Raw genomic sequence first — 18,503 nt, forward strand, 5'->3', positions numbered from 1 at the left:
GCGAGGATCATGCCTCACCGGTCGTACAGCCGCGCCATGACGCTGAAGTAGTGGGTCGGCGCGATGCGGGCGAGCGCGTCGAACACGTAGGCGTCCGGTCCGACCAGCACCCGCGACTTCCCGCGTTCGACACCGCGGTGGATGATCTCGGCCGCCTTGTCCGGCGTGGTCAGTGCCATCTTGTCGAAGTCGGCCGCCATCTGCTCCTGCGACCGGCCGCGCTCGTCGAGCTCGGTGTGGATCCGGGCGTTGCGGATGATGTTCGTCTTGATGCCGCCGGGGTGGACAGTGACCGCCGAGACGCCGGTGCCGCGCAGTTCCTGGCGCAGCGAGTCGGTGAAGCCGCGGACGGCGAACTTCGCGGCGCAGTAGGCACTCTGGTTCGGCATGCCGACGAGCCCGAATACGCTGGAGGTGTTCACGATGACGCCGTAGTTCCGCTCGACCAGCTGCGGCAGGAACGCGCGCGTGCCGTTCACGACACCCCAGTAGTTGATGTCGAACAGCCAGGAGTCGTCCTCTGCCACGGAGTTCAGCACCGAGGTGGAGTTGGCGACGCCCGCGTTGTTGAACACCGCCGCGAGCGGCAGGTCGAGCCAGTCCCGCACCTCCTCCGCGAACCGCCGCACGTCGCCGGCGTCGCGCACGTCGAGCACGCGGCTGAGCACCGGGCCGCTGAGCGAGGCCGCCGTCTTCTCCAGCTCGATCTCGTTGACGTCGGCGATGGCGACGGGACAACCGTGCCGGGACAACCGCTGCGCGAGGCTGCGGCCGATCCCGGAGGCCGCCCCGGTGATCACCGCCGGACGTCCTGAGATCGTGCGAACCATGTCTGCTCCAGTCGTCGACGACGGCGGAGCCCCCACGTTAGCGGCGCAGCTCGGGGAACTGGTCGTCGCGCCACTCCCCCGTCCCCTCGACGCCCTCTTCCTCCCGCGTGCGCAGGTCGACGCGGCGGATCTTGCCGGAGACGGTCTTGGGCAGCTCGAAGAACTCCAGCCGCCGGATCCGCTGGAACGGCGCCAGGTTCTCGCGCGCGTGCCGCAGGATCTGCAGCGCCGTCTCGCGGGTCGGCTCCCAGCCCGCGCTCAGCGCCACGTACGCCTTGGGCACCGCCAGCCGCAGCGGGTCGGGCGCGGGGACCACGGCGGCCTCGGTGACCGCCGGATGCTCGATCAGCACGCTCTCCAGCTCGAACGGCGAGATCTTGTAGTCCGACGCCTTGAACACGTCGTCCGTGCGCCCGATGTAGAAGAGATAGCCGTCCTCGTCGCGGCTCGCGATGTCGCCCGTGTGGTAGTAACCGCCGGCCATCGCCTCGGCGTTGCGTTCCTCGTCACCGTGGTAGCCGACCATCAGCGACATCGGCCGCCGGCCCAGGTCGACGCAGATCTCGCCCTCCTCGGCGCGCTCGCCGGTGATCGGGTCGACGAGCACCACCGGAACGCCCGGCAGCGGCCGTCCCATCGAACCGGGCTTCACCTCGGCGCCGGGCACGTTGCCGACCGACAGCGTGGTCTCGGTCTGGCCGAAGCCGTCGCGGATCGTGAGACCCCACTGCTTCTGAACCTGTTCGACCACCTCGGGGTTGAGCGGCTCCCCGGCGGCGACGACCTCCCGCAGCGTGCCGGGACCACCGCTGAGGTCGGCCTTGATCAGCATCCGCCAGACGGTCGGCGGCGCGCAGAACGTGCTGACCCCCTTGTCCCGGATCTGGCCGAGCAACGCGGCCGCGTCGAACCGGGCGTAGTTGTAGACGAAGATCGTCGCTTCGGCGATCCACGGCGCGAAGAAACAACTCCAGGCGTGCTTGGCCCAGCCGGGCGAGCTGATGTTGAGGTGCACGTCGCCGGGTTTCACACCGATCCAGCGCATGGTCGTGAGGTGCCCGACCGGGTACGAGACCTGGTTGTGCTCGACGAGCTTCGGGCGGCTGGTCGTACCGGAGGTGAAGTACAGCAGCAACCGGTCGTCCGCCGTGGTCTCCGGGTGCGGCAACGGGTCGTCCGGCGCCGCGGCCGTCTCCGCGTAGTCCAGCAGGCCCGGCGCCGCACCGCCGACCGAGATCAGCACGGGTCCGTCGTCGAACTTGTCCGCGTCCTGCGCCCGCGCGACGACGTGCCGGACGTTGCCGCGCTGGAGCCGGTCCGCGAGGTCGGCCGGTCCCAGCGCCGTGGTCGTCGGCATGATCACCGCGCCGAGCTTCATCACGGCGAGCATCGACTCCCAGAGCTCGACCTGGTTGCCGAGCATGATCATCACGCTGTCGCCCTTGCCGACACCGTGACCCGCGAGCCAGTGCGCGACGCGGTTCGACCGGCGGCGCATCTCGTCGAACGAGTAGGCGCGCTCGGAGCCGTCTTCCTCGACGATGTGCAACGCCGTGGCGTCGTTGCCGTCGGCGATGACGTCGAACCAGTCGTGCGCCCAGTTGAAGGTCGTGCCGAAGCTCGGCCAGGCGAACGACTCAGGGTCGCTGAGCATCAAGTCGCGGGCCGCGCGGTAGGTGTCGTGACTGGACATCGATGGCCTCCTTCGCCGGCCCTGGAAAGTTGTCACAGCAGGGTGGAGAGGAGCGTGGGCATCGGTATACCCCCGATCGGGGGTGCACCCCCTTTCGAGGGTGCCGTCGTCAGCGAAACCGCAGGATGTGCCGCCAGACTCGTTGACGAGCAACGGCACCGCGAACACGAGCCACGCGTACGTCAGTCCGCTGTGCCCGCGGCTGTGGCTGTGAGCAGCATCGACGCGCCCAGGATCGTGCGAACGCGAGGCGGGAAACCATCGACGGTGGTGGTTCCCCGCGACCGCGCCCCGATCAGGAGTTCGCTGGCACCAGGCCGGTCAGGCCGACCTCGTCCGCCTGCTCCCAGTTGACGTCGAACCGGTCGAGCCGCATGGTCTCCGCCTCCATGAACCTGGTGGCCTCGGCGAAGTCGATCCGGGTGTTCCGGCAGCGGGCAGGCGAGAGCGGCTAACGGGCGGCACCCCACTCGTGCGCCAGCGCGGCCGCCTCGCCGCGTGATCCGACGCCGAGCTTCTCCAGGATCTTCGCCACGTGGAACTTCACCGTGGACTCGCTGATGTGCAGTTCTCCGGCGATCTCGCGGTTGCGCCTGCCGCGGGCCACCTGAGCCAGCACCTCGAGCTCCCGTGCGCCCAGCACGGTCAGCGGGTCCTCGCGCGGCGTCTCCGGCGGGCCGAGCGGCACCTGGATCGTCACGGTCGCGCCCCAGCCCGGCACGGCGTCGACCTCGACCTCCCCGCCGAGCGGCCCGAGGCGCTCCGGCACCCGGCGCAGGTCCAGGCTGCCGCAGGACAGGGTGCCGGGACCGTCATCCCGCACGGTCGCCCGCAGGACGGCCCCGACGATCTTCCAGCCGATGTGGACCCGGCCGACCCCTCCCTGGTCGTCCAGCATCGCGTGCACGGTCGCCCTGACCACCGCGGCGGCCGTGGAGGAGATCTCGGTCGGCACGATCCGGTCCGCGCCCTCCTCCGCGCCGGGGGTGCCGAGGTCCAGGCGCACGTCCCGGCCGCGCAGCAACCGGCGCAACGACCCGGCGAGCCGTTCGAACGCCTCTCCCGCGCGCTCCTCGGTCTGCGCCCGGTCCAGGTCGGCACGCGACCGCAGCTCGACCAGCGCGGTGACGGCGAGGTCGACCGCCCGCGACCGCGCGGACGCGTCCTCGACGTCGTGGTCGCGCAGCACACCGAGCAACGCGGTGAGCGAGGCCCCGTACGCGTCGCCCAGGTCGGAGATGGCGACGGCCCGCGCCGCCGCGGCCGCCCGGGACACGGCGAGCGTCGCCGGCACGGCCTCGTTGCGGAGGCCTTCCATGTGCGCGGTGACGACGTCCCACAACGCGACCGCGGGCGCCAGGACTTCGTCGGGCACGGGGGTGTCGTCGTCGCGCAGGAGCACGAGCATCGCGCTCGGCACGGACACGTCGCTCACCAGCACGACCACCGGCACCTCGGACCGCCCCACCACCGCCCGCCCCTGCCAGGCTCCCCTGCCCGGCACCAGGGGGCGCAACGCGGCGATGTCGGTGATCGTGACCTGCCCCTCGCCGCGGAACTTGAACGGCGCGAACGAGCAGTTGGACAGTTCTGCCACGGCCCGGTGCGGAATGACGCCGGCGAACGCCGCGGACAACCTGTGCAGCGTCTCGCTCAGCGGTGCCCGGATCACGTCGACAGCGGCCAGCAGGTCCATGAGGACAGCGTAGAGCGCCCGGACGATCACTCGGCTGTTCTTTCGACCAGGTGGGACTAGCCGAAGTACCGGGGCGGGGCGGACACCACCGCGCCTAGGGTTGACACATCAACCAAATGACGAACACCTGGAGCCCACGATGAAGGCGATCACCTACACCACGTTCGGCGGTCCCGAAGTGCTGAGCCTCGGCGAGGTCGAGGAGCCGCACGCCGGTCCGGGACAGGTGCGGTTGAAAGTCGTGGCGGCGGCGGTCAACCCGCTCGACCACAAGATCCGCAACGGCTGGATGCCGCAGATGACGCCGCCGTTCCCGGTCACGCCAGGCTCGGAGGTGGCCGGGATCGTCGACGAGGTCGGCGAGGGGGTCACCGGCGTCACCGTCGGCGACTCGGTCCTCGGCTGGTCCGCCACCGGCGGGTACGCCGAGTACGCGCTGTCCGGCGACTTCGCGCTGAAGCCCGCCGACCTCGACTGGGACACCGCCGCCGCACTGCCCGTGGCCGTCGAGACCTCGGTCCGCGTGCTCGACGAGCTGAAGGCCGGCGAGGGCGACACGCTGCTGGTCCACGGCGCGGCGGGCGTCGTCGGCGCAGTCGGCGTCCAGCTCGCGGTGGCCCGCGGCGCCACGGTCGTCGGTACCGCCTCCCCCGCCAACCACGACTTCCTGCGCTCGCTCGGCGCCATCCCGGTCGCGTACGGCGAGGGGCTCGGCGACCGGGTCCGCGCCGCGGCACCGCAGGGCGTCGACGCCGTGTACGACGCGGCCGGACAGGGTGACCTGCCGCTGTCGATCGAGCTGCGCGGAGGCACCGACCGGATCGTCACCATCGCCGACCCGCAGGCCCGCGAACTCGGCGTCACGTTCTCCGGTGGCGGCGCGCCGTTCGGCTCCCGGCTCGGCGAGTACGCCCGGCTCGTGGTCGACGGCAAGCTCACCGTGCGCGTCGCGCGGAGCCTGCCGCTGGCCGACGCGGCCAGGGCGCAGGAGCTGGTCGCGACCGGGCACGCGGCGGGCAAGGTGGTGCTGCGCCCGTCGGAGTGACGGTTCCGCGGTGGCACCGGCGGCCGGCTCGCGCCCCAGAACACTGACGCCGTGGTGAAAGCGGCTCTGTAGTCTTGCCTCGATGAACTCGCCGAGCGGCAATGGCTGTCGCGCAAGCGCGTTGCGCGTCGCGCGTGGAGTCCGCTCGGACCGCTGGTCCTTCACCACGGGAAGGGGCACTCCGTTGGGCTCTCGACGTCGGGCACGCACGTGCTGACCGGGGAGTTCTCGCCCCGCTTCCAGGCGTTGCTCCCGCAGCGCCTGGACATGCTCCGCCGTGCCACCGGGCTGCCCGTCGTGTTCGGCGGAGCGGTCACACCCGGCCACGACCTGGTGCTCAGCAGCTTCTTCGGCACCCACGGCACGTCGCTGCGGGGCCTGCGCGTCGGCGCCGGCCGGGGCCTCGGCGGCACGGCGATCGCGATGGGCACCGCGGTCCGCGTCAACGACTACGCCACGACCCGCGCGATCACCCACGAGTTCGACCAGATGGTGGTCGTGGACGAACGCCTGACCTCGGTGTTCGCCTATCCGGTGACAGTGCGCGGCACCGTGCAAGGCGTCCTCTACGGGGCCGTGCGCGGGCAGGCGACCGTCGGCGACCGGGCGATCAGGGTGGCCGGCGCCATCGCGCAGAGCTTCGCACGGGACCTGGACATGCCTTCCCTGCACCTGCAGGCCGCCCTCCGCGAGCTCGCCGAGGTCACCAAGCTCGTCGGCGATCCCCTGCTGCGCGACCGACTTCGCAAGGTCCACCAGAACCTCGGCGGCGAGGCTCCCGTCAGCGTCCCCAGCGGACTGACGCCACGCGAGCTCGATACGCTCCGGCTGGTCGCGGTCGGTGCGTCGAACCGGGAGATCGCCGCCGAGCTCGGGCTGAGCACCGAGACCGTCAAGGCCTACCTCCGCGGCGCGATGCGCAAACTGGGGGTGCACAACAGGACCGCCGCGGTCCACGCGGCGCGGTCGACGGGAGCGCTCTGAATGTCGTTGCTCGAGAAGGCCGTGATCGGCACCGATCGCCTGTTGTACAAGCTGACCGGCGGCAAGTTCACCCTCGTCTCGTTCAGCGGGCAGACGGGCCTGACGCTGATCACCGTCGGCGCGAAGTCCGGTGAGCGGCGCGAGAACCAGGTCCAGTACGTGGCCGACGGGTCCTCGATGCTGGTCGTCGGGTCGAACTGGGGCAAGCCGAACCACCCGGCCTGGACCGCGAACGTCCTGAAGAACCCCGACATCCAGGTCAACGTGCGCGGTGACGTTCGTGACGTGCGGGCCACTTTGCTGGAAGGTGCCGAGCGCGAGGCCGCGTGGCGCCGGATGGTGGCGGCCTGGCCGTCGTTCCAGGACTACGTGGAGCGGTCAGGCGGCCGCGAGCTGCGGATCTTCCGCCTGACTACGCGCTGAGTCCCACGCGAGCCAGACGCAGCCCACAACCATGAGGACGCCGTGGGCGATCCGCGCCGCCGGCGGGGTGAAGAACTGCGGCAGGAACAACGCGAACCCGGCCGCGAACACGATCGCCGCCGTGGTGCGGAGCCTGAGGGCGACCATGACCGCCGCGACGCCCATCGTCACGAGCCCGACGCCGAAGGTCGTGACGGCGACCGGGTGGTAGCGCACCGACTCCGCCAGTTCGAGGACGTTGGGCTGCGCCGCGATCGCGTGCAGCCCGAAGTCCTCGGCACCGTAGTACGGCAGCGTGAGCCCGGCGCCGACCCAGAACGTGATCGCGGCCGCGCGGTGGACCTCGAGCAACGCGATCGGCACGAGGATGAAGCCGATCATGGCGAACAGGTGCGACAGGACCCACGCGGCCGACCCCATCGCGGCGGCGGCACCGGCGGCCGTCGTCTCGTCCTCCCACGGCCTCGTCACGGGATACAGCAGGAAGAGCACACCGGCCAGGGCGAGCGGGATTCTCATGATCGTCCCCTGAGATCGTCGAGGTACATCCGGACGAGCTGGTCGTAGGTGTCGTCGAGACCCTCCGGCAGGCCGAACCCGCCGCCGGACTCGATCGACGCGAAGCCGTGCACGATCACCCGCAGCCGTCGCGTGGCGTGGACGGCCTCGGAGCCCTCCAGGCCGTAGCCGCGCAGAGTGGCGAACATGACCTCCAGGAGCTTCGCGCCCGCCGCCTGCTGCAGTTCGTCGTGCAGCGGGTCCATCGGCGCGGCCGCGTAGCGGTTCGGGTGTTCCTGGACGTACGCGCGGTAGGCGTGCATGAGCGCCGTGACGGCATCGTCGCCCGCCCTGCCCAGAACCTTCTCGGTGAACCGGGCCGTCATGTCCTCGATCACCCGCACGCCGACGTGCCCGCGCAGTTCGCCGAGGCTGGCGACGTGCTTGTAGAGCGACGGTGTGGCGACACCGGTGCGGGCGGCGACGGCGGCGAGCGTCAGTCCTTCGACGCCGTGCTCGTCGACCAGCTCCAGCGCAGCGTCGACGACTTTCGCGGTGGTGAGTCGTGCTCGAACTGCCATAGCCGTAAAGCTAATTGCGTTAGCTTCCGCCGTCAAGACCCCTCTCTCCGGTGGGCCAGACAGCGTCTCCCGAACGATGGTCTGAACCTGTAGCACGCCACTTTCGGCCACAACTTAGTTTCTACGGCTCCAAACCCGCAGCTCACGCGCTAGATCAGTTGAGAGCGCTCTCATCTGACAAAATCATGAAAAGGTTTACACGTTGACCGACGGTCACGGCGCGACAACACTTCCGAACCACTGGGCGCAACAACTAAACACCCGGAAAGGTCGGTTCGATGCATCGACGCATCGGGACGGCCCTTGCCGCCGCCTTGATGGTGGCCGCAGGGATCACCGTCGCCACCACCAGCCAAGCTCCCCCTGCCAACGCGGCGGTGACCTGGGCCGACGAGTTCAACGCTCCCGCCGGCACCGGTGTCGACGGCAGCAAGTGGCAAATGGAAGTCGGCAACAACAACGGCAACAACAAGGAACACCAGTGGTACCAGGCGGGTACCTCGAACGCGGCGCACGACGGCCAGGGCAACCTGGTCATCACCGCCAAGCGTGAGAACCCCGGCAACTACAACTGCTGGTACGGACGGTGTCAGTACACCTCCGCCCGCATCAACACCGCGGGCAAGTTCACCCAGACCTACGGCCGCTTCGAAGCACGCATGAAGATGCCGCGGGGCAAGGGCATCTGGCCGGCGTTCTGGATGCTGGGTGCCGACATCAACAGCGGCAACCCGTGGCCGGGTTCCGGTGAGATCGACATCATGGAGTTCCTGGGACACCAGACGAACACCGTGTACGGCACGATCCACGGCCCCGGTTACTCCGGCGCGGGCGGCAAGTCCCACGCCTACAACGGCCCGAACTTCTCCGACGGCTTCCACAACTTCGCGGTTGACTGGAAGCCGGGCGAGATCACGTGGTCGGTGGACGGCAACGTCTACGCCCGCAACACCCCGACCGACGTCAACGGCAACCCGTGGGTGTTCGACAAGCCGTTCTTCATCATCATCAACCTCGCGGTCGGTGGTGAGTGGCCCGGCTACCCGGATGCCAGCACGACGTTCCCGCAGCAGCTCGTGGTCGACTGGGTTCGCGTCTCCAACGACAACGGACCCATCGGCGGCGGCTCGGAGATCCGCGGCATCGGCGGCAAGTGCGTCGACGTGGCGTGGGCGAACACCGCCAACGGCACGCCGGTCCAGATCGTCGGCTGCAACGGCAACAACGCCCAGAAGTGGAGCCGTCCCGGTGACGGCACCATCCGCGCGCTGGGCAAGTGCCTGGACGTGTCCGGCGGAGGTACCGCCAACGGCACGGCCGTACAACTCTGGGACTGCAACGGAACCGGCGCACAACAGTGGGTGGTCACCGGCGCCAGAGACATAGTGAACCCGCAAGCGAACAAGTGCCTGGACACCGTGGGAGGTTCCTCGGCGGACGGCACGAAGCTCCACATCTGGGACTGCCTCGGCGTCGCCAGCCAGAAGTGGCAGGTCTGAGGTTTCTCCCTGACAGGTTGCGCATGGCCTGACAAGGAGAATCGCAGCGCTGGACGTGAGCCCTCACGGCGGATGGGTTCACGTCCAGCGCTTTCTCATGCCAGCAGCCGTGCGACCGCCCAGTCCTGCACCGCCACGCCGACCGACTTGAACACCGTCCGGCCCTCGCGCAACGGCGGATTCCCCAGCGCCGCACCGAGTTCGACGAGCGACTCCAGCCGGAGTACTCCGCTCTGGACCGCCCTGATGACCTCACCGGCCTCGCTCAGCGCCGCCTCGACCTGGTCCACCACGACGACTCCCGCGGTGGCGAGCAGCTCCTGGGGCAGCTCCCGCATCACCGGCCGATACGAGCCGATCGCGTTGACGTGCACCCGTTCCTTGAGCGCGTCGCAACGGAACAACGGCACCGTCGACGCCGTCGCACAACACACGACGTCCGCGCTCTCCACGGCTTCCTCCGCGTTGGCGGCGACGTCCATCACCGTGTCCGGCAGCTCGTCCTTCATGCTCTCCAGCAACGCCTCCGCCTTCTTGGCATCACGGTTGAACACGACGAGCTTCTTCAACGGCCGCACCGCGTGCACGGCCCGCACCTGGTCCGCCGCCTGCGCCCCGGCACCCAGCAGCGCGAGGTGCGACGCGTCCTCGTCGGCGAGCAGATCCGTTGCCACACCGACGACAGCGCCGGTCCGCAGCGTCGTGAGCGGCACCGCGTCCGTGACGAACTGCCCGTCCGGATGCGAGTAGACGACCGTGCCCGTGATCACCGGATCCCGCTCGACCTCGATGCTGACGACCTTGACCGCCGTCGACCTCGTCGGCCGGTGGTGCACCGCCATCACGAGCGACCGGCTCTCGCTGAACGCGTGCCGCGGCGGCAGGTCGAACTCCTCCGCGGCGAGCCCGACGAACGCGGCGCGGACGGCTTCGATCGCAGCGGGCATGGTCATGGTTCGGATGGTAACGACCGGCTAGCGGCCGACCTTGACCGCGCTCAGGAACGCCGTCCACGCGTCCGCGTCCACCTCGACGTGGGCGGCAGGCGCCTTGCTGTCCCGGATCCCGACGCCGGTGGCGATCTCCACACACTCACTTGCGTTCGCGCTGTAGGTGCTCTTGCGCCACTCGGCCATCAGGTTTCTCCTCAACCGGCGATGTCGTTGATCAGACTCCTCGATTGTTCCTCGTCCAACGCCGTCCGACCGAGTGATTCGACCACCGCGTCATAGCTCTTGATGGGCAGTGGCGCCTCGATGATCAGGCTGGCGTTCTCGCTCTCCACGAACACGACCGGCTCGATCTTGTGGAACCTCATCAGGTTGAAACCGCCCGAGTGCCCGGCATGGGCGCCTATGGACGTGGGAACCACCCTGATCACGACGTTCGGCCGCATCGAGACCTTCGACAGGTGCCGCAACTGGGCGCGCATCACCTCCTCACCACCGACCGGCGTCCGCAACACCGATTCGTGGATGAAGAAGGTCGCCTTCAGCCCTGGCCTCAGCGCCTCCTTCCGCGCCACTCGCGCCGCGACGCGCTCCTCGATTTCGTCATCCGGCACGTTGGCGTTCGCCGCTATCACCGCGCGCGCATAGTCCGGAATCTGCAACGTGCCGTGCACCAACAACGGCAACCAGCTGATGAGTGTCTTGGCGATGGCCTCGTGGTGGACGAGGGTGCGGGGCTGGATCGGCTCGGCCGCCCCGTGTTCCTGCAGCCATCCCTTGACGTTCGTCGCCCGGAACAGGGTCATCAGGTGATCGCGTTCGGGCGCCGGCGTCCGGCAGGTGCCCAGCAACAGCGCCAGCTCGAGCTCGGTGGCGCCGCCCTTGCCGTTGACCAGGTCGGAGAGCTTGGCTTCCTGCCAGTCGACGAGATCGGCGACCGCGCGCGAGGTCATGCCCGTGGCAGCGATGGCCGCGCGGAGCCCGTCACCGAACTCCCGACCCCTTGCAGTGGAGAATCTTTTCGGCATGACGAGGACCGTAGTCGCATTCATCGCCATTCCAGAACGTTTGGTCGCAACACAACCCAAAAGGGCGTTAGCTTGGAGCCCCTCCAAACGCAACAATGATTCTGTGAGATTTCGTTGGACGCCCCACGAGGGGCTGCGGCACGCCATCCCCGACGAGCTGGCGAAGGGGCAGCTGGTCGAAACACTGTGCGGGAATCCCTTCGTACCACACCAGATCAGCCTGTGGAACGACAAGAACGTCTGGCCCACGTGCTGGGACTGCGACGGCATCTGGCGCGAGAGCGAGGGGATCCTGCCATGGCCGCGGAAATCCTGACCGAGGATCTGCTCCGCATATCTCTTCAACGCCTCTCGCGTGAGGTGGTGAAGACTTATCCACAGTTCGGTGAGTTGCTCGCACAAAACATGTTGCGCACATGTGGGCTCATTCCCGACCTCGAACGCGCGGAGCACTATCGCGAGTTGGGCACGCTGCTCGTCGACCTCGGCCGCCTGTACCTGGCCGAGGCCGACGAGCTCAGCACGGTGGAGATGCCTCCTGCTTGAAGGCCTCCGACACGACGACGGCGCGGCCGCTGGTGTCGAACTCGTGGGCGAGCGTCGTCAGGGCCTGGCCACCGGCGGCCCAGGCGGCCGTCCAGGTGAGGCACTCGGCGGCGCCGTTGCCTCCGCGCGCGACCAGGTCGGTGCCGATCTCGTCGAGCCACTCCCAGGCCGTGCCACCGATGCCGGCGAGGAACGACTCGTCCCAGGTGCGCACGAGTTCGCGGATGGTGCCCTCACGCCGTGCGCGCTCGTTGACGTCCTTGATCCACGCCTGGCGCTCCTCCTCCGTCAGCACCACGCCCGTCTCGGGCTCGCGGAAGCCCGGCAGGTCGTGCGCGAGCCCGCCCGAGCCGACGTAGAGCACGCGCCTGCCGGCGAAGAACTCCCCGACGTGGCGTCCCAGCGACGCCGCGCGGCGGAAGGTCGCGTGTGGCGGTGAGGCGCAGTTGACGAAGATCGGCAGCACGGGCTTGGCGTCGATCGCGCCCAGCAAGTCGCGAGCCGTGTGCCCGAACGCGTGGTCCAGCGAGGCCCCGAAGGCCGTGGCGATGTCGAACTCGTGCGCGACCAGGTCGGCCACCAGCGCACGCCCGAGGTCCGAGGGCACGTCGTAGGAGCCGGTCGGGCCGGCGACGTCGCCCTGGGCCGTCGCCGAGAGGACCACGGCGAAGGTGGGCACCACGGACCGGAAGGCGCGGCGGTGGTCGGTGCCGAAGAAGACGACCAGTTCGGGGTCGAAAGCCGCCACGGCGTCGCGAGCGGCGGCGATCGCCTCGCGGACCGGGCCGTGGGGTGCGCTCGGCAAGGTGATCAGGTGCGAGGCGCAGACCGTTAGGCGATTCTTCACCGGACCAGTCTAGGTTCCAGGGTGTGACGAGACGTGCACTTGCGGTAATCCTCACCGCTGCCCTCCTTGCGCCCGTTTCCCCTGTTCAGGCCGATGTCGTCAGACGTATCGAGACCGAGCGGACCGAGAGGCCCGTCGCTCCCGGCGTCACGCTGAGCTCCTTCGACTGGTACGCGCCGGACGGGTGGGTCCGCGGGGACGCGCTCGCCGTCGACCTCACGAAAGCGCAGGTCGGGTACGTCGACCCCGGCACCGTTGCGCAGGCCGTTCCCCTGTCGCAGCAGACGCCCCGAGCCGTCGCGGCGGTCAACGGCGACTTCTTCGACATCGACAACTCCAACGCGCCGGAGGGCATCGGCGTCCAGGACGGGCAGCTCAGGAAGTCCGGCCGGGGCAGAGCCGTCGGCATCGACGCGGCAGGCGTCGGCAGCGTCATGGAGACCTTCTTCGAAGGCACGCTCAACGGCACGCACAAGCTGACGCAGCTCAACAGCGCGCGGATCGACGTGGACGGCATCGGTGTCTTCAACCCGCTGTGGGGCACGTACAGCAGAGCGCGCGCTACCCAAGGTGCGACCAACACGGCCGAGGTCATCGTCCGGGACGACGTCGTCCAGACCGTGGGCAGCCCGAGCGCCGAGCCGGTCCAGGGCTATGCGCTGGTGGGCCGGGACAAGGGCGCGGACGTGCTCAAAACACTCAGGCCCGGCGACCGCGTGAGCGTGACCTACCAGAGCCGCACCAGCGACGGCAGCACCCCGAAGACGGCCATCGGCGGGCGGCAGTTGCTGGTCAGGGACGGCAGGAACGTCGCACCGGCAGCTCCGGTGCACCCGCGCACGGCGGTCGGGTTCTCGCAGGACGGCAAGAAGATGGTGCTGCTGACCGTCGACGGGCGGCAGAGCGCCTACCTGCAGGGGCTGGACCTGGCCGACCTCGCCGACGTCATGATCGAGCTCGGCGCGCACAACGCCCTCAACCTCGACGGCGGCGGTTCGTCGACCATGCTCGCCCGCGAACCCGGCACCACGGAGCTCAAGCTGGTCAACACGCCGTCGGACGGCGCCGAACGCCCAGTCCCGAACGGCCTCGCGCTCTACTCGCCGCCGGGAACCGGCAGGCTCACCGGGTTCGACGTCCAGGCCGCGAGCAAGCGCGTCTTCCCGGGCCTGACCCGCAGGATGACCGTCCGCGGCCACGACGAGACGTTCGGGCCGGCCGCCTACGACGAGCACGTCACACGCGCGACCGGTGGCTGGGCGCTGGGCGACGTCTTCCACGCCGCATCGACCCCGGGACCGGCGTCGTTCACCGCCTCCCGCGGTTCCGTGACCAAGACGGCGAACCTCACCGTGCTCGGCAGGCTGGCCCGGCTCGCGCCGGAGAGCCCCCGGATCAGCCTGCGCCAGGGCGAAAGCAAACCGTTGCGGATCAACGGTTTCGACGCCAGGAGCTTCAGCGCGCCGATCGAGCGCGCCGACCTCGACCTCCACTACGACCGCAAGATCATCGAGGTGACCCCGGACCTGCGCGTCAGGGCGCTGGGGACCGGCGCGACCACCGTCAGGGCGCGGGCCCAGGGCAAGGAGACGCTGGTGGCGGTCACCGTCGGTGTGCGGGACGAGCTGGTCGCCGGGTTCGACGACGCTCCACAGTGGACTTTCGGGTCGGCCCGCGCGACCGGGAAGGTCGAACCGGATCCCCGCGGCAGCACCGGTCAGGGCCTGAAGCTGACCTACGACTTCACCCAGTCGACCGGCACCCGCACCGCCTACGCCATCCCGCCGGAACCGTTGGAGATCACCGGACAGCCGCTCTCGCTGGCAGCCCAGGTGTACGGCAGCGGCAAGGGTGAGTGGACGGCGTTCACCGTCAGGGACTCGACGGGACAGTCGAGATCGCTCTACGGCCCGTACATCACCTGGACCGGCTGGCAGCGGATCGAGGTCGCGGTGCCGCCGGAACTCAGGTTCCCCGTCCAGGTCACGAGGTTCTACACCATCGAGACCAAGGCGGACCGCTCGTACCGGGGCGAGGTGGTCGTCGACGACATCGTGGCGAGGGTGCCACCGGCGGTCACCCTGCCGCCCGCACCGGACCTGCGTGAGGACGTGGTCGGCCAGGCGGAGGGCTGGAGGTTCGCCGTCGTGTCGGACGCCCAGTTCGTCGCGCGCGCCCCGGACAGCGACCTGGTCAGGTCCGCCCGCCGCACGCTGAGGGAGGTCAGGGCGTCCGGCGCCGAGTTCGTCGTGGTCAACGGTGACTTCGTCGACGAGGCGTCCCCGGAGGACCTCAGGTTCGCGCGCAGGGTCCTGACCGAGGAGCTCGGCGACTTCCCCTGGTACTACGTACCGGGCAACCACGAGATCATGGGGCCGGGCACGATCGACAACTTCCGCCGCGAGTTCGGCGCCACCCACCGCACGTTCGACCACAGGGGCACGCGGTTCGTGCTGCTCGACTCGTCGACCGAGACGATCAGAGGCGGCGGCTTCGAGCAGATGGAGATGCTGAAGAACGCTCTGGAGACCGCCGAGGGCACCGCCGTCGTGATGATGCACCACCCGCCGCGCGACCCGACGCCCGCGCGCACCAGCCAGCTCGACGACCGGCTGGAAGCCGCCTACCTCGAGCGGCTGCTGTCCGAACGCGACGAACCCACGGCGTTCATCGGCGGCCACGTCGGCGGGTTCTACGCGTCCACAGTGGACGGCGTCCCGTACGTGGTCAACGGCAACTCCGGCAAGGCACCGGCCGAGGCGGGCGGGTTCACCGGCTGGACGCTCGTCGGCGTCACACCCGACGGCGTCAAGGCCGAGATCCGGCCGCACGTGGACGCACTCCAGGTCCAGGCGCCGGCACACCTGCGGTTCGGCACGTCGGAAAAGGTTGTGGCCACGGTGAAACAGGGCACGCGGACGGTTCCGGTGGGATATCCGATATCCGCGGTGTGGGAAGGGTCACGCGGTCTGCACGTGGGCGCGGCGGACGGGATCAGGCCGTGGCACGTGGCTTGGCTCGAACCGGACACCGGTGTCCTCACCGGGATCAGGCCTGGTCAGGTCAAGATCTCGGTCACGGTCAACGGTGTGACGAGCGGCGCGGAAGTGCGCGTCGGCCTGCGGGAGGCCGCCTGAGCTGGTCTGAGTTAGTGCGATGTCGGGCGGTGGGGGAAGATACTCGTCATGACCACCGCCGACAACGGTTTCGCCGACCTGGGGCTGAGGCCCGACATCCTCAACGCGCTCACCACTCTGGGCTACGAGGAGCCGACGCCGATCCAGAGCGAAGCGATCCCGCCCCTGCTCGCGGGCAACGACCTGCTGGGCCAGGCGGCCACGGGCACGGGCAAGACGGCGGCGTTCGCGCTGCCGCTGCTCGAGCGCATCGCCGACCGGATCGGCAAGGGTGAGAAGCCGCTGGCCCTCGTCCTCGCCCCGACCCGTGAGCTGGCGGTGCAGGTCTCTGAGGCCGTGCACCGTTACGGCCGCCACATGGGCACGCGCGTGCTGCCGATCTACGGCGGCCAGCCGATCGGCCGCCAGCTGCGCGAGCTGTCCCGCGGCGTCGACGTGGTGGTCGCGACCCCTGGCCGCGCCATCGACCACCTGCAGCGCGGCACGTTGCAGCTGGGCGACCTGCAGGTCGTCGTGCTCGACGAGGCCGACGAGATGCTCGACATGGGCTTCGCCGAGGACATCGACGCGATCCTCAGCGAGACCCCGGCCGAACGGCAGACCGTCCTGTTCTCGGCCACGATGCCGCCGCGCATCAACCGCATGGCCAAGAGCCACCTGCGCGAGCCGGTGCTGATCCAGATCGAGCGCGAGAAGACGGAGCCGGGCGAGGCCCCGCGCGTCCGGCAGACCGCGTACCTGGTGCGCCGCGAGCACAAGCCCGCCGCTCTCGGCCGCATCCTCGACGTCGAGGCACCGGCCGCCGCCGTCGTCTTCTGCCGCACGCGCGACGAGGTCGACCAGCTCACCGAGACCCTCAACGGCCGCGGCTACCGCGCCGAGTCGCTGCACGGCGGCATCAGCCAGGAGCAGCGCGACCGCGTGATGGGCCGCCTGCGCGGCGGCACCGCCGACCTGCTGGTCGCCACCGACGTAGCCGCCCGCGGCCTGGACATCGAGCAGCTCACGCACGTCGTGAACTACAACGTGCCGTCCGCCCCCGAGGCGTACACGCACCGCATCGGCCGCGTGGGCCGCGCCGGCCGCGAGGGCGTCGCGATCACCCTGGTCGAGCCGCGCGAGAACTCGATGCTCAAGACGATCGAGCGCGTCTCCAAGACCAAGATCCCGATGGAGAAGGTCCCCACGGTCGCCGACCTGCGCGCCCGCCAGCTGGAGCTGACCCGCTCGTCGCTGCAGGAATCGCTCATGGAGGACGACCTCTCGCGGTTCCGCGTGGTAGTCGAGACGCTGGCCGACGAGTTCGACGTCATGGACATCGCCCTGGCGGCGGTGAAGCTGGCCCACGAGGCCTCCGGAGCCGCCGCGGACGAGGAGGAGATCCCGGAGGTCCGCCCCCGCGAGGACCGCCCACGCCGCGACGGCGCCCCCGCGGGCCCCCGCCGCGAACGCCGAGGCCCGTCCGAGGGCATGACCAGGCTGTTCCTGGGCGCCGGTCGCTCGTCGGGCATCCGGCCGCAGGACATCGTCGGCGCCATCACCGGCGAGACGAGCCTGAAGGGCCGCGACATCGGCGCGATCGAGATCGCCGACCGGTTCTCGCTGGTCGAGGTGCCGGGCACGGTGGCGAACGACGTGATCGAGCAGCTGCGTGACGCCACCATCAAGGGCAAGCGCGTCACGATCCGGCGCGAGCGCCAGCCCCGCTGACCCAACGCACAGCGGCCCTTTCCGGTTTCGCCGGAAGGGGCCGCTGTCGTAGTACGGCTTTCACCGCTGATCGGGAAAGACCGCCTTCGGCAGGACGACAGTGCCCGTGAAGGCAGGCGAGATCAAATCTGGTCAACAGCCACGGCAGCGGACCTGGGCTGAGCCTCGATCAAGAACCGCGTCGAGGTGCACACGAACTCCCCGTGCTCCTGGATGTGCGCGTGCATGTCCAGCAGCCGGTCCCGATACCCCTCCACGGTGAACCCCGGCACCGTCCACAGCACCTTCCGCAGGAAGTGCACCACCGCACCGACGTCGAGGAACGTGACCCGTAGCGCCACCTCCTCCAGCCTGGTGACCAGAAGCCCCGCAGCCTCCGCGTCAGCACGGGTCCGCGCGGTCGAGCGGTAGTCCCCGACCGGCTGCGGCCCCATGAAGAACTCCGTGAGCCCGTGGTTCGTCCCGGCACCGATCTGCTGCGAGAAGTACGTGCCGCCGGGCTTGAGCACCCGCGCCACCTCGCCCCACGGCGTGACCACCGGGTGCCGGCTGATCACTAGGTCGAACGCCCCGTCGTGGAACGGCAGCGGCCCCTCGTCCGGTGTGCGCACGATGACCGCGTCCGGCAGGTTCCGGCGCGCGACGAGAGCGTTCGGCGGCCACGACTCGGTCGCCGCCAGCAGCCGGGGCTTGGTCGGCGCGGACGCCGTCACCTCTCCCCCGCCGGTCTGCAGGTCCAGTGCGGACTCCACGGCGGCGAGCTTCGAGGCGATCATCCGCGCGTAACCCCACGGCGGGCGCTCCTCCGTGGCGCGGCCCTCGAACCAGGAGAAGTCCCAGCCCTCCAGCGGTACCGCGGCCCCCTCGGCCACCAGCTCCTCGAAAGTCCCCATGGGCAGAAATGCCACCACACAGGCGTGCACCGAGCCACCGGATAACCGACGGCACCTGCCCGCCGCGAGACGTCCGCGTCCTTCACCGTCTCGCGTACAACAAGGCAGGTGCCGCAGCGTGTTACAACGACCGAACGGCCGTG

Annotated in this window: 18 protein-coding genes; 8 read left to right on the top strand and 10 right to left on the bottom strand. The window is 69.7% G+C overall.

The features are described 5' to 3' along the window. Positions 1-14 precede the first annotated feature (14 nt). From ACRSBM_RS23385 to ACRSBM_RS23395, 3 genes are all read right to left on the bottom strand, one after another. On the bottom strand, positions 15-830 hold the full coding sequence (locus tag ACRSBM_RS23385; protein ID WP_434445991.1) for an SDR family NAD(P)-dependent oxidoreductase: 816 nt from the start codon (positions 828-830) through the stop codon (positions 15-17). Between the two features lie 37 nt (positions 831-867). Next, on the bottom strand, positions 868-2,523 hold the full coding sequence (locus ACRSBM_RS23390) for an AMP-binding protein (protein WP_434445992.1): 1,656 nt from the start codon (positions 2,521-2,523) through the stop codon (positions 868-870). 451 nt (positions 2,524-2,974) lie between these two features. Next, positions 2,975-4,219 carry a LuxR C-terminal-related transcriptional regulator gene (locus ACRSBM_RS23395; RefSeq protein WP_434445994.1) on the bottom strand — a complete coding sequence of 415 codons (1,245 nt, stop codon included), beginning with the start codon at positions 4,217-4,219 and terminating at the stop codon, positions 2,975-2,977. Positions 4,220-4,358: 139 nt separating this feature from the next. On the opposite strand from ACRSBM_RS23395, the gene ACRSBM_RS23400 reads away from it, so the two are divergent. The 3 genes from ACRSBM_RS23400 (at position 4,359) to ACRSBM_RS23410 (ending at position 6,671) form a co-directional block, all read left to right on the top strand. Next, positions 4,359-5,264 carry an NADP-dependent oxidoreductase gene (locus ACRSBM_RS23400; RefSeq protein ID WP_434445996.1) on the top strand — a complete coding sequence of 302 codons (906 nt, stop codon included), beginning with the start codon at positions 4,359-4,361 and terminating at the stop codon, positions 5,262-5,264. Positions 5,265-5,474: 210 nt separating this feature from the next. Beyond that, the gene (locus ACRSBM_RS23405) at positions 5,475-6,248 is read left to right on the top strand and encodes a helix-turn-helix transcriptional regulator (RefSeq protein WP_434445998.1); all 774 of its coding nucleotides are present in this window, start codon (positions 5,475-5,477) and stop codon (positions 6,246-6,248) included. After that, positions 6,249-6,671, top strand: coding sequence for a nitroreductase family deazaflavin-dependent oxidoreductase (locus ACRSBM_RS23410; RefSeq protein ID WP_434446000.1), 423 nt, complete (start codon positions 6,249-6,251; stop codon positions 6,669-6,671). It begins immediately after the preceding gene. On the opposite strand, the gene ACRSBM_RS23415 is transcribed toward ACRSBM_RS23410, so the two are convergent. Both ACRSBM_RS23415 and ACRSBM_RS23420 read right to left on the bottom strand, forming a co-directional pair. Further along, positions 6,627-7,190 (bottom strand): hypothetical protein, encoded by a 564-nt coding sequence (locus tag ACRSBM_RS23415; protein ID WP_434446002.1) that lies wholly within the window; start codon positions 7,188-7,190, stop codon positions 6,627-6,629. The genes ACRSBM_RS23410 and ACRSBM_RS23415 overlap by 45 nt on opposite strands. Further along, entirely contained in the window at positions 7,187-7,750 is a 564-nt protein-coding gene (locus tag ACRSBM_RS23420; RefSeq protein ID WP_434446004.1) for a TetR/AcrR family transcriptional regulator, read from the bottom strand. The genes ACRSBM_RS23415 and ACRSBM_RS23420 overlap by 4 nt, the downstream gene beginning before the upstream one ends. 278 nt (positions 7,751-8,028) lie before the next feature. Between ACRSBM_RS23420 and ACRSBM_RS23425 the strand changes: the two genes are divergently transcribed. Further along, positions 8,029-9,249: a family 16 glycosylhydrolase gene (locus ACRSBM_RS23425; protein WP_434446007.1), complete on the top strand. Its 1,221-nt coding sequence runs from the start codon at positions 8,029-8,031 to the stop codon at positions 9,247-9,249. Between the two features lie 95 nt (positions 9,250-9,344). On the opposite strand, the gene ACRSBM_RS23430 is transcribed toward ACRSBM_RS23425, so the two are convergent. Genes ACRSBM_RS23430 through ACRSBM_RS23440 form a run of 3 tightly spaced genes read right to left on the bottom strand, consistent with a single transcriptional unit; the run spans position 9,345 to position 11,314 of the window. After that, positions 9,345-10,202 carry an ornithine cyclodeaminase family protein gene (locus ACRSBM_RS23430; RefSeq protein WP_434446009.1) on the bottom strand — a complete coding sequence of 286 codons (858 nt, stop codon included), beginning with the start codon at positions 10,200-10,202 and terminating at the stop codon, positions 9,345-9,347. A gap of 21 nt (positions 10,203-10,223) precedes the next feature. Then, the gene (locus ACRSBM_RS23435) at positions 10,224-10,385 is read right to left on the bottom strand and encodes a DUF397 domain-containing protein (RefSeq protein ID WP_434446011.1); all 162 of its coding nucleotides are present in this window, start codon (positions 10,383-10,385) and stop codon (positions 10,224-10,226) included. Positions 10,386-10,396: 11 nt separating this feature from the next. Then, positions 10,397-11,314, bottom strand: a complete 918-nt coding sequence (locus ACRSBM_RS23440) for a DUF5753 domain-containing protein (protein ID WP_434446012.1) — start codon at positions 11,312-11,314, stop codon at positions 10,397-10,399. A 16-nt stretch (positions 11,315-11,330) separates the two neighbouring features. Here ACRSBM_RS23440 and ACRSBM_RS23445 point away from each other — a divergent pair, with 16 nt between their 5' ends. Both ACRSBM_RS23445 and ACRSBM_RS23450 read left to right on the top strand, forming a co-directional pair. Then, on the top strand, positions 11,331-11,543 hold the full coding sequence (locus tag ACRSBM_RS23445; protein ID WP_434446014.1) for a zinc finger protein: 213 nt from the start codon (positions 11,331-11,333) through the stop codon (positions 11,541-11,543). Continuing rightward, positions 11,525-11,773, top strand: a complete 249-nt coding sequence (locus ACRSBM_RS23450; RefSeq protein WP_434446016.1) for a hypothetical protein — start codon at positions 11,525-11,527, stop codon at positions 11,771-11,773. The genes ACRSBM_RS23445 and ACRSBM_RS23450 overlap by 19 nt, the downstream gene beginning before the upstream one ends. Here ACRSBM_RS23450 and ACRSBM_RS23455 read toward each other — a convergent pair. Continuing rightward, positions 11,745-12,620: a hypothetical protein gene (locus ACRSBM_RS23455; RefSeq protein ID WP_434446017.1), complete on the bottom strand. Its 876-nt coding sequence runs from the start codon at positions 12,618-12,620 to the stop codon at positions 11,745-11,747. The two genes, ACRSBM_RS23450 and ACRSBM_RS23455, sit on opposite strands and share 29 nt — an antisense overlap. 23 nt (positions 12,621-12,643) lie before the next feature. Between ACRSBM_RS23455 and ACRSBM_RS23460 the strand changes: the two genes are divergently transcribed. Both ACRSBM_RS23460 and ACRSBM_RS23465 read left to right on the top strand, forming a co-directional pair. Further along, a complete protein-coding gene (locus ACRSBM_RS23460; protein WP_434446019.1) occupies positions 12,644-15,757 on the top strand; it encodes a phosphodiester glycosidase family protein in 3,114 nt (1,037 codons plus the stop codon). A gap of 48 nt (positions 15,758-15,805) precedes the next feature. Then, positions 15,806-17,467 carry a DEAD/DEAH box helicase gene (locus ACRSBM_RS23465; protein ID WP_434446021.1) on the top strand — a complete coding sequence of 554 codons (1,662 nt, stop codon included), beginning with the start codon at positions 15,806-15,808 and terminating at the stop codon, positions 17,465-17,467. 122 nt (positions 17,468-17,589) lie between these two features. On the opposite strand, the gene ACRSBM_RS23470 is transcribed toward ACRSBM_RS23465, so the two are convergent. Beyond that, positions 17,590-18,360, bottom strand: a complete 771-nt coding sequence (locus ACRSBM_RS23470) for a methyltransferase domain-containing protein (RefSeq protein WP_434446023.1) — start codon at positions 18,358-18,360, stop codon at positions 17,590-17,592. Between the last annotated feature and the right edge of the window lie 143 nt (positions 18,361-18,503).

The sequence above is a fragment of the Lentzea xerophila genome (assembly GCF_051094245.1).
Taxonomy (GTDB): domain Bacteria; phylum Actinomycetota; class Actinomycetes; order Mycobacteriales; family Pseudonocardiaceae; genus Lentzea; species Lentzea xerophila.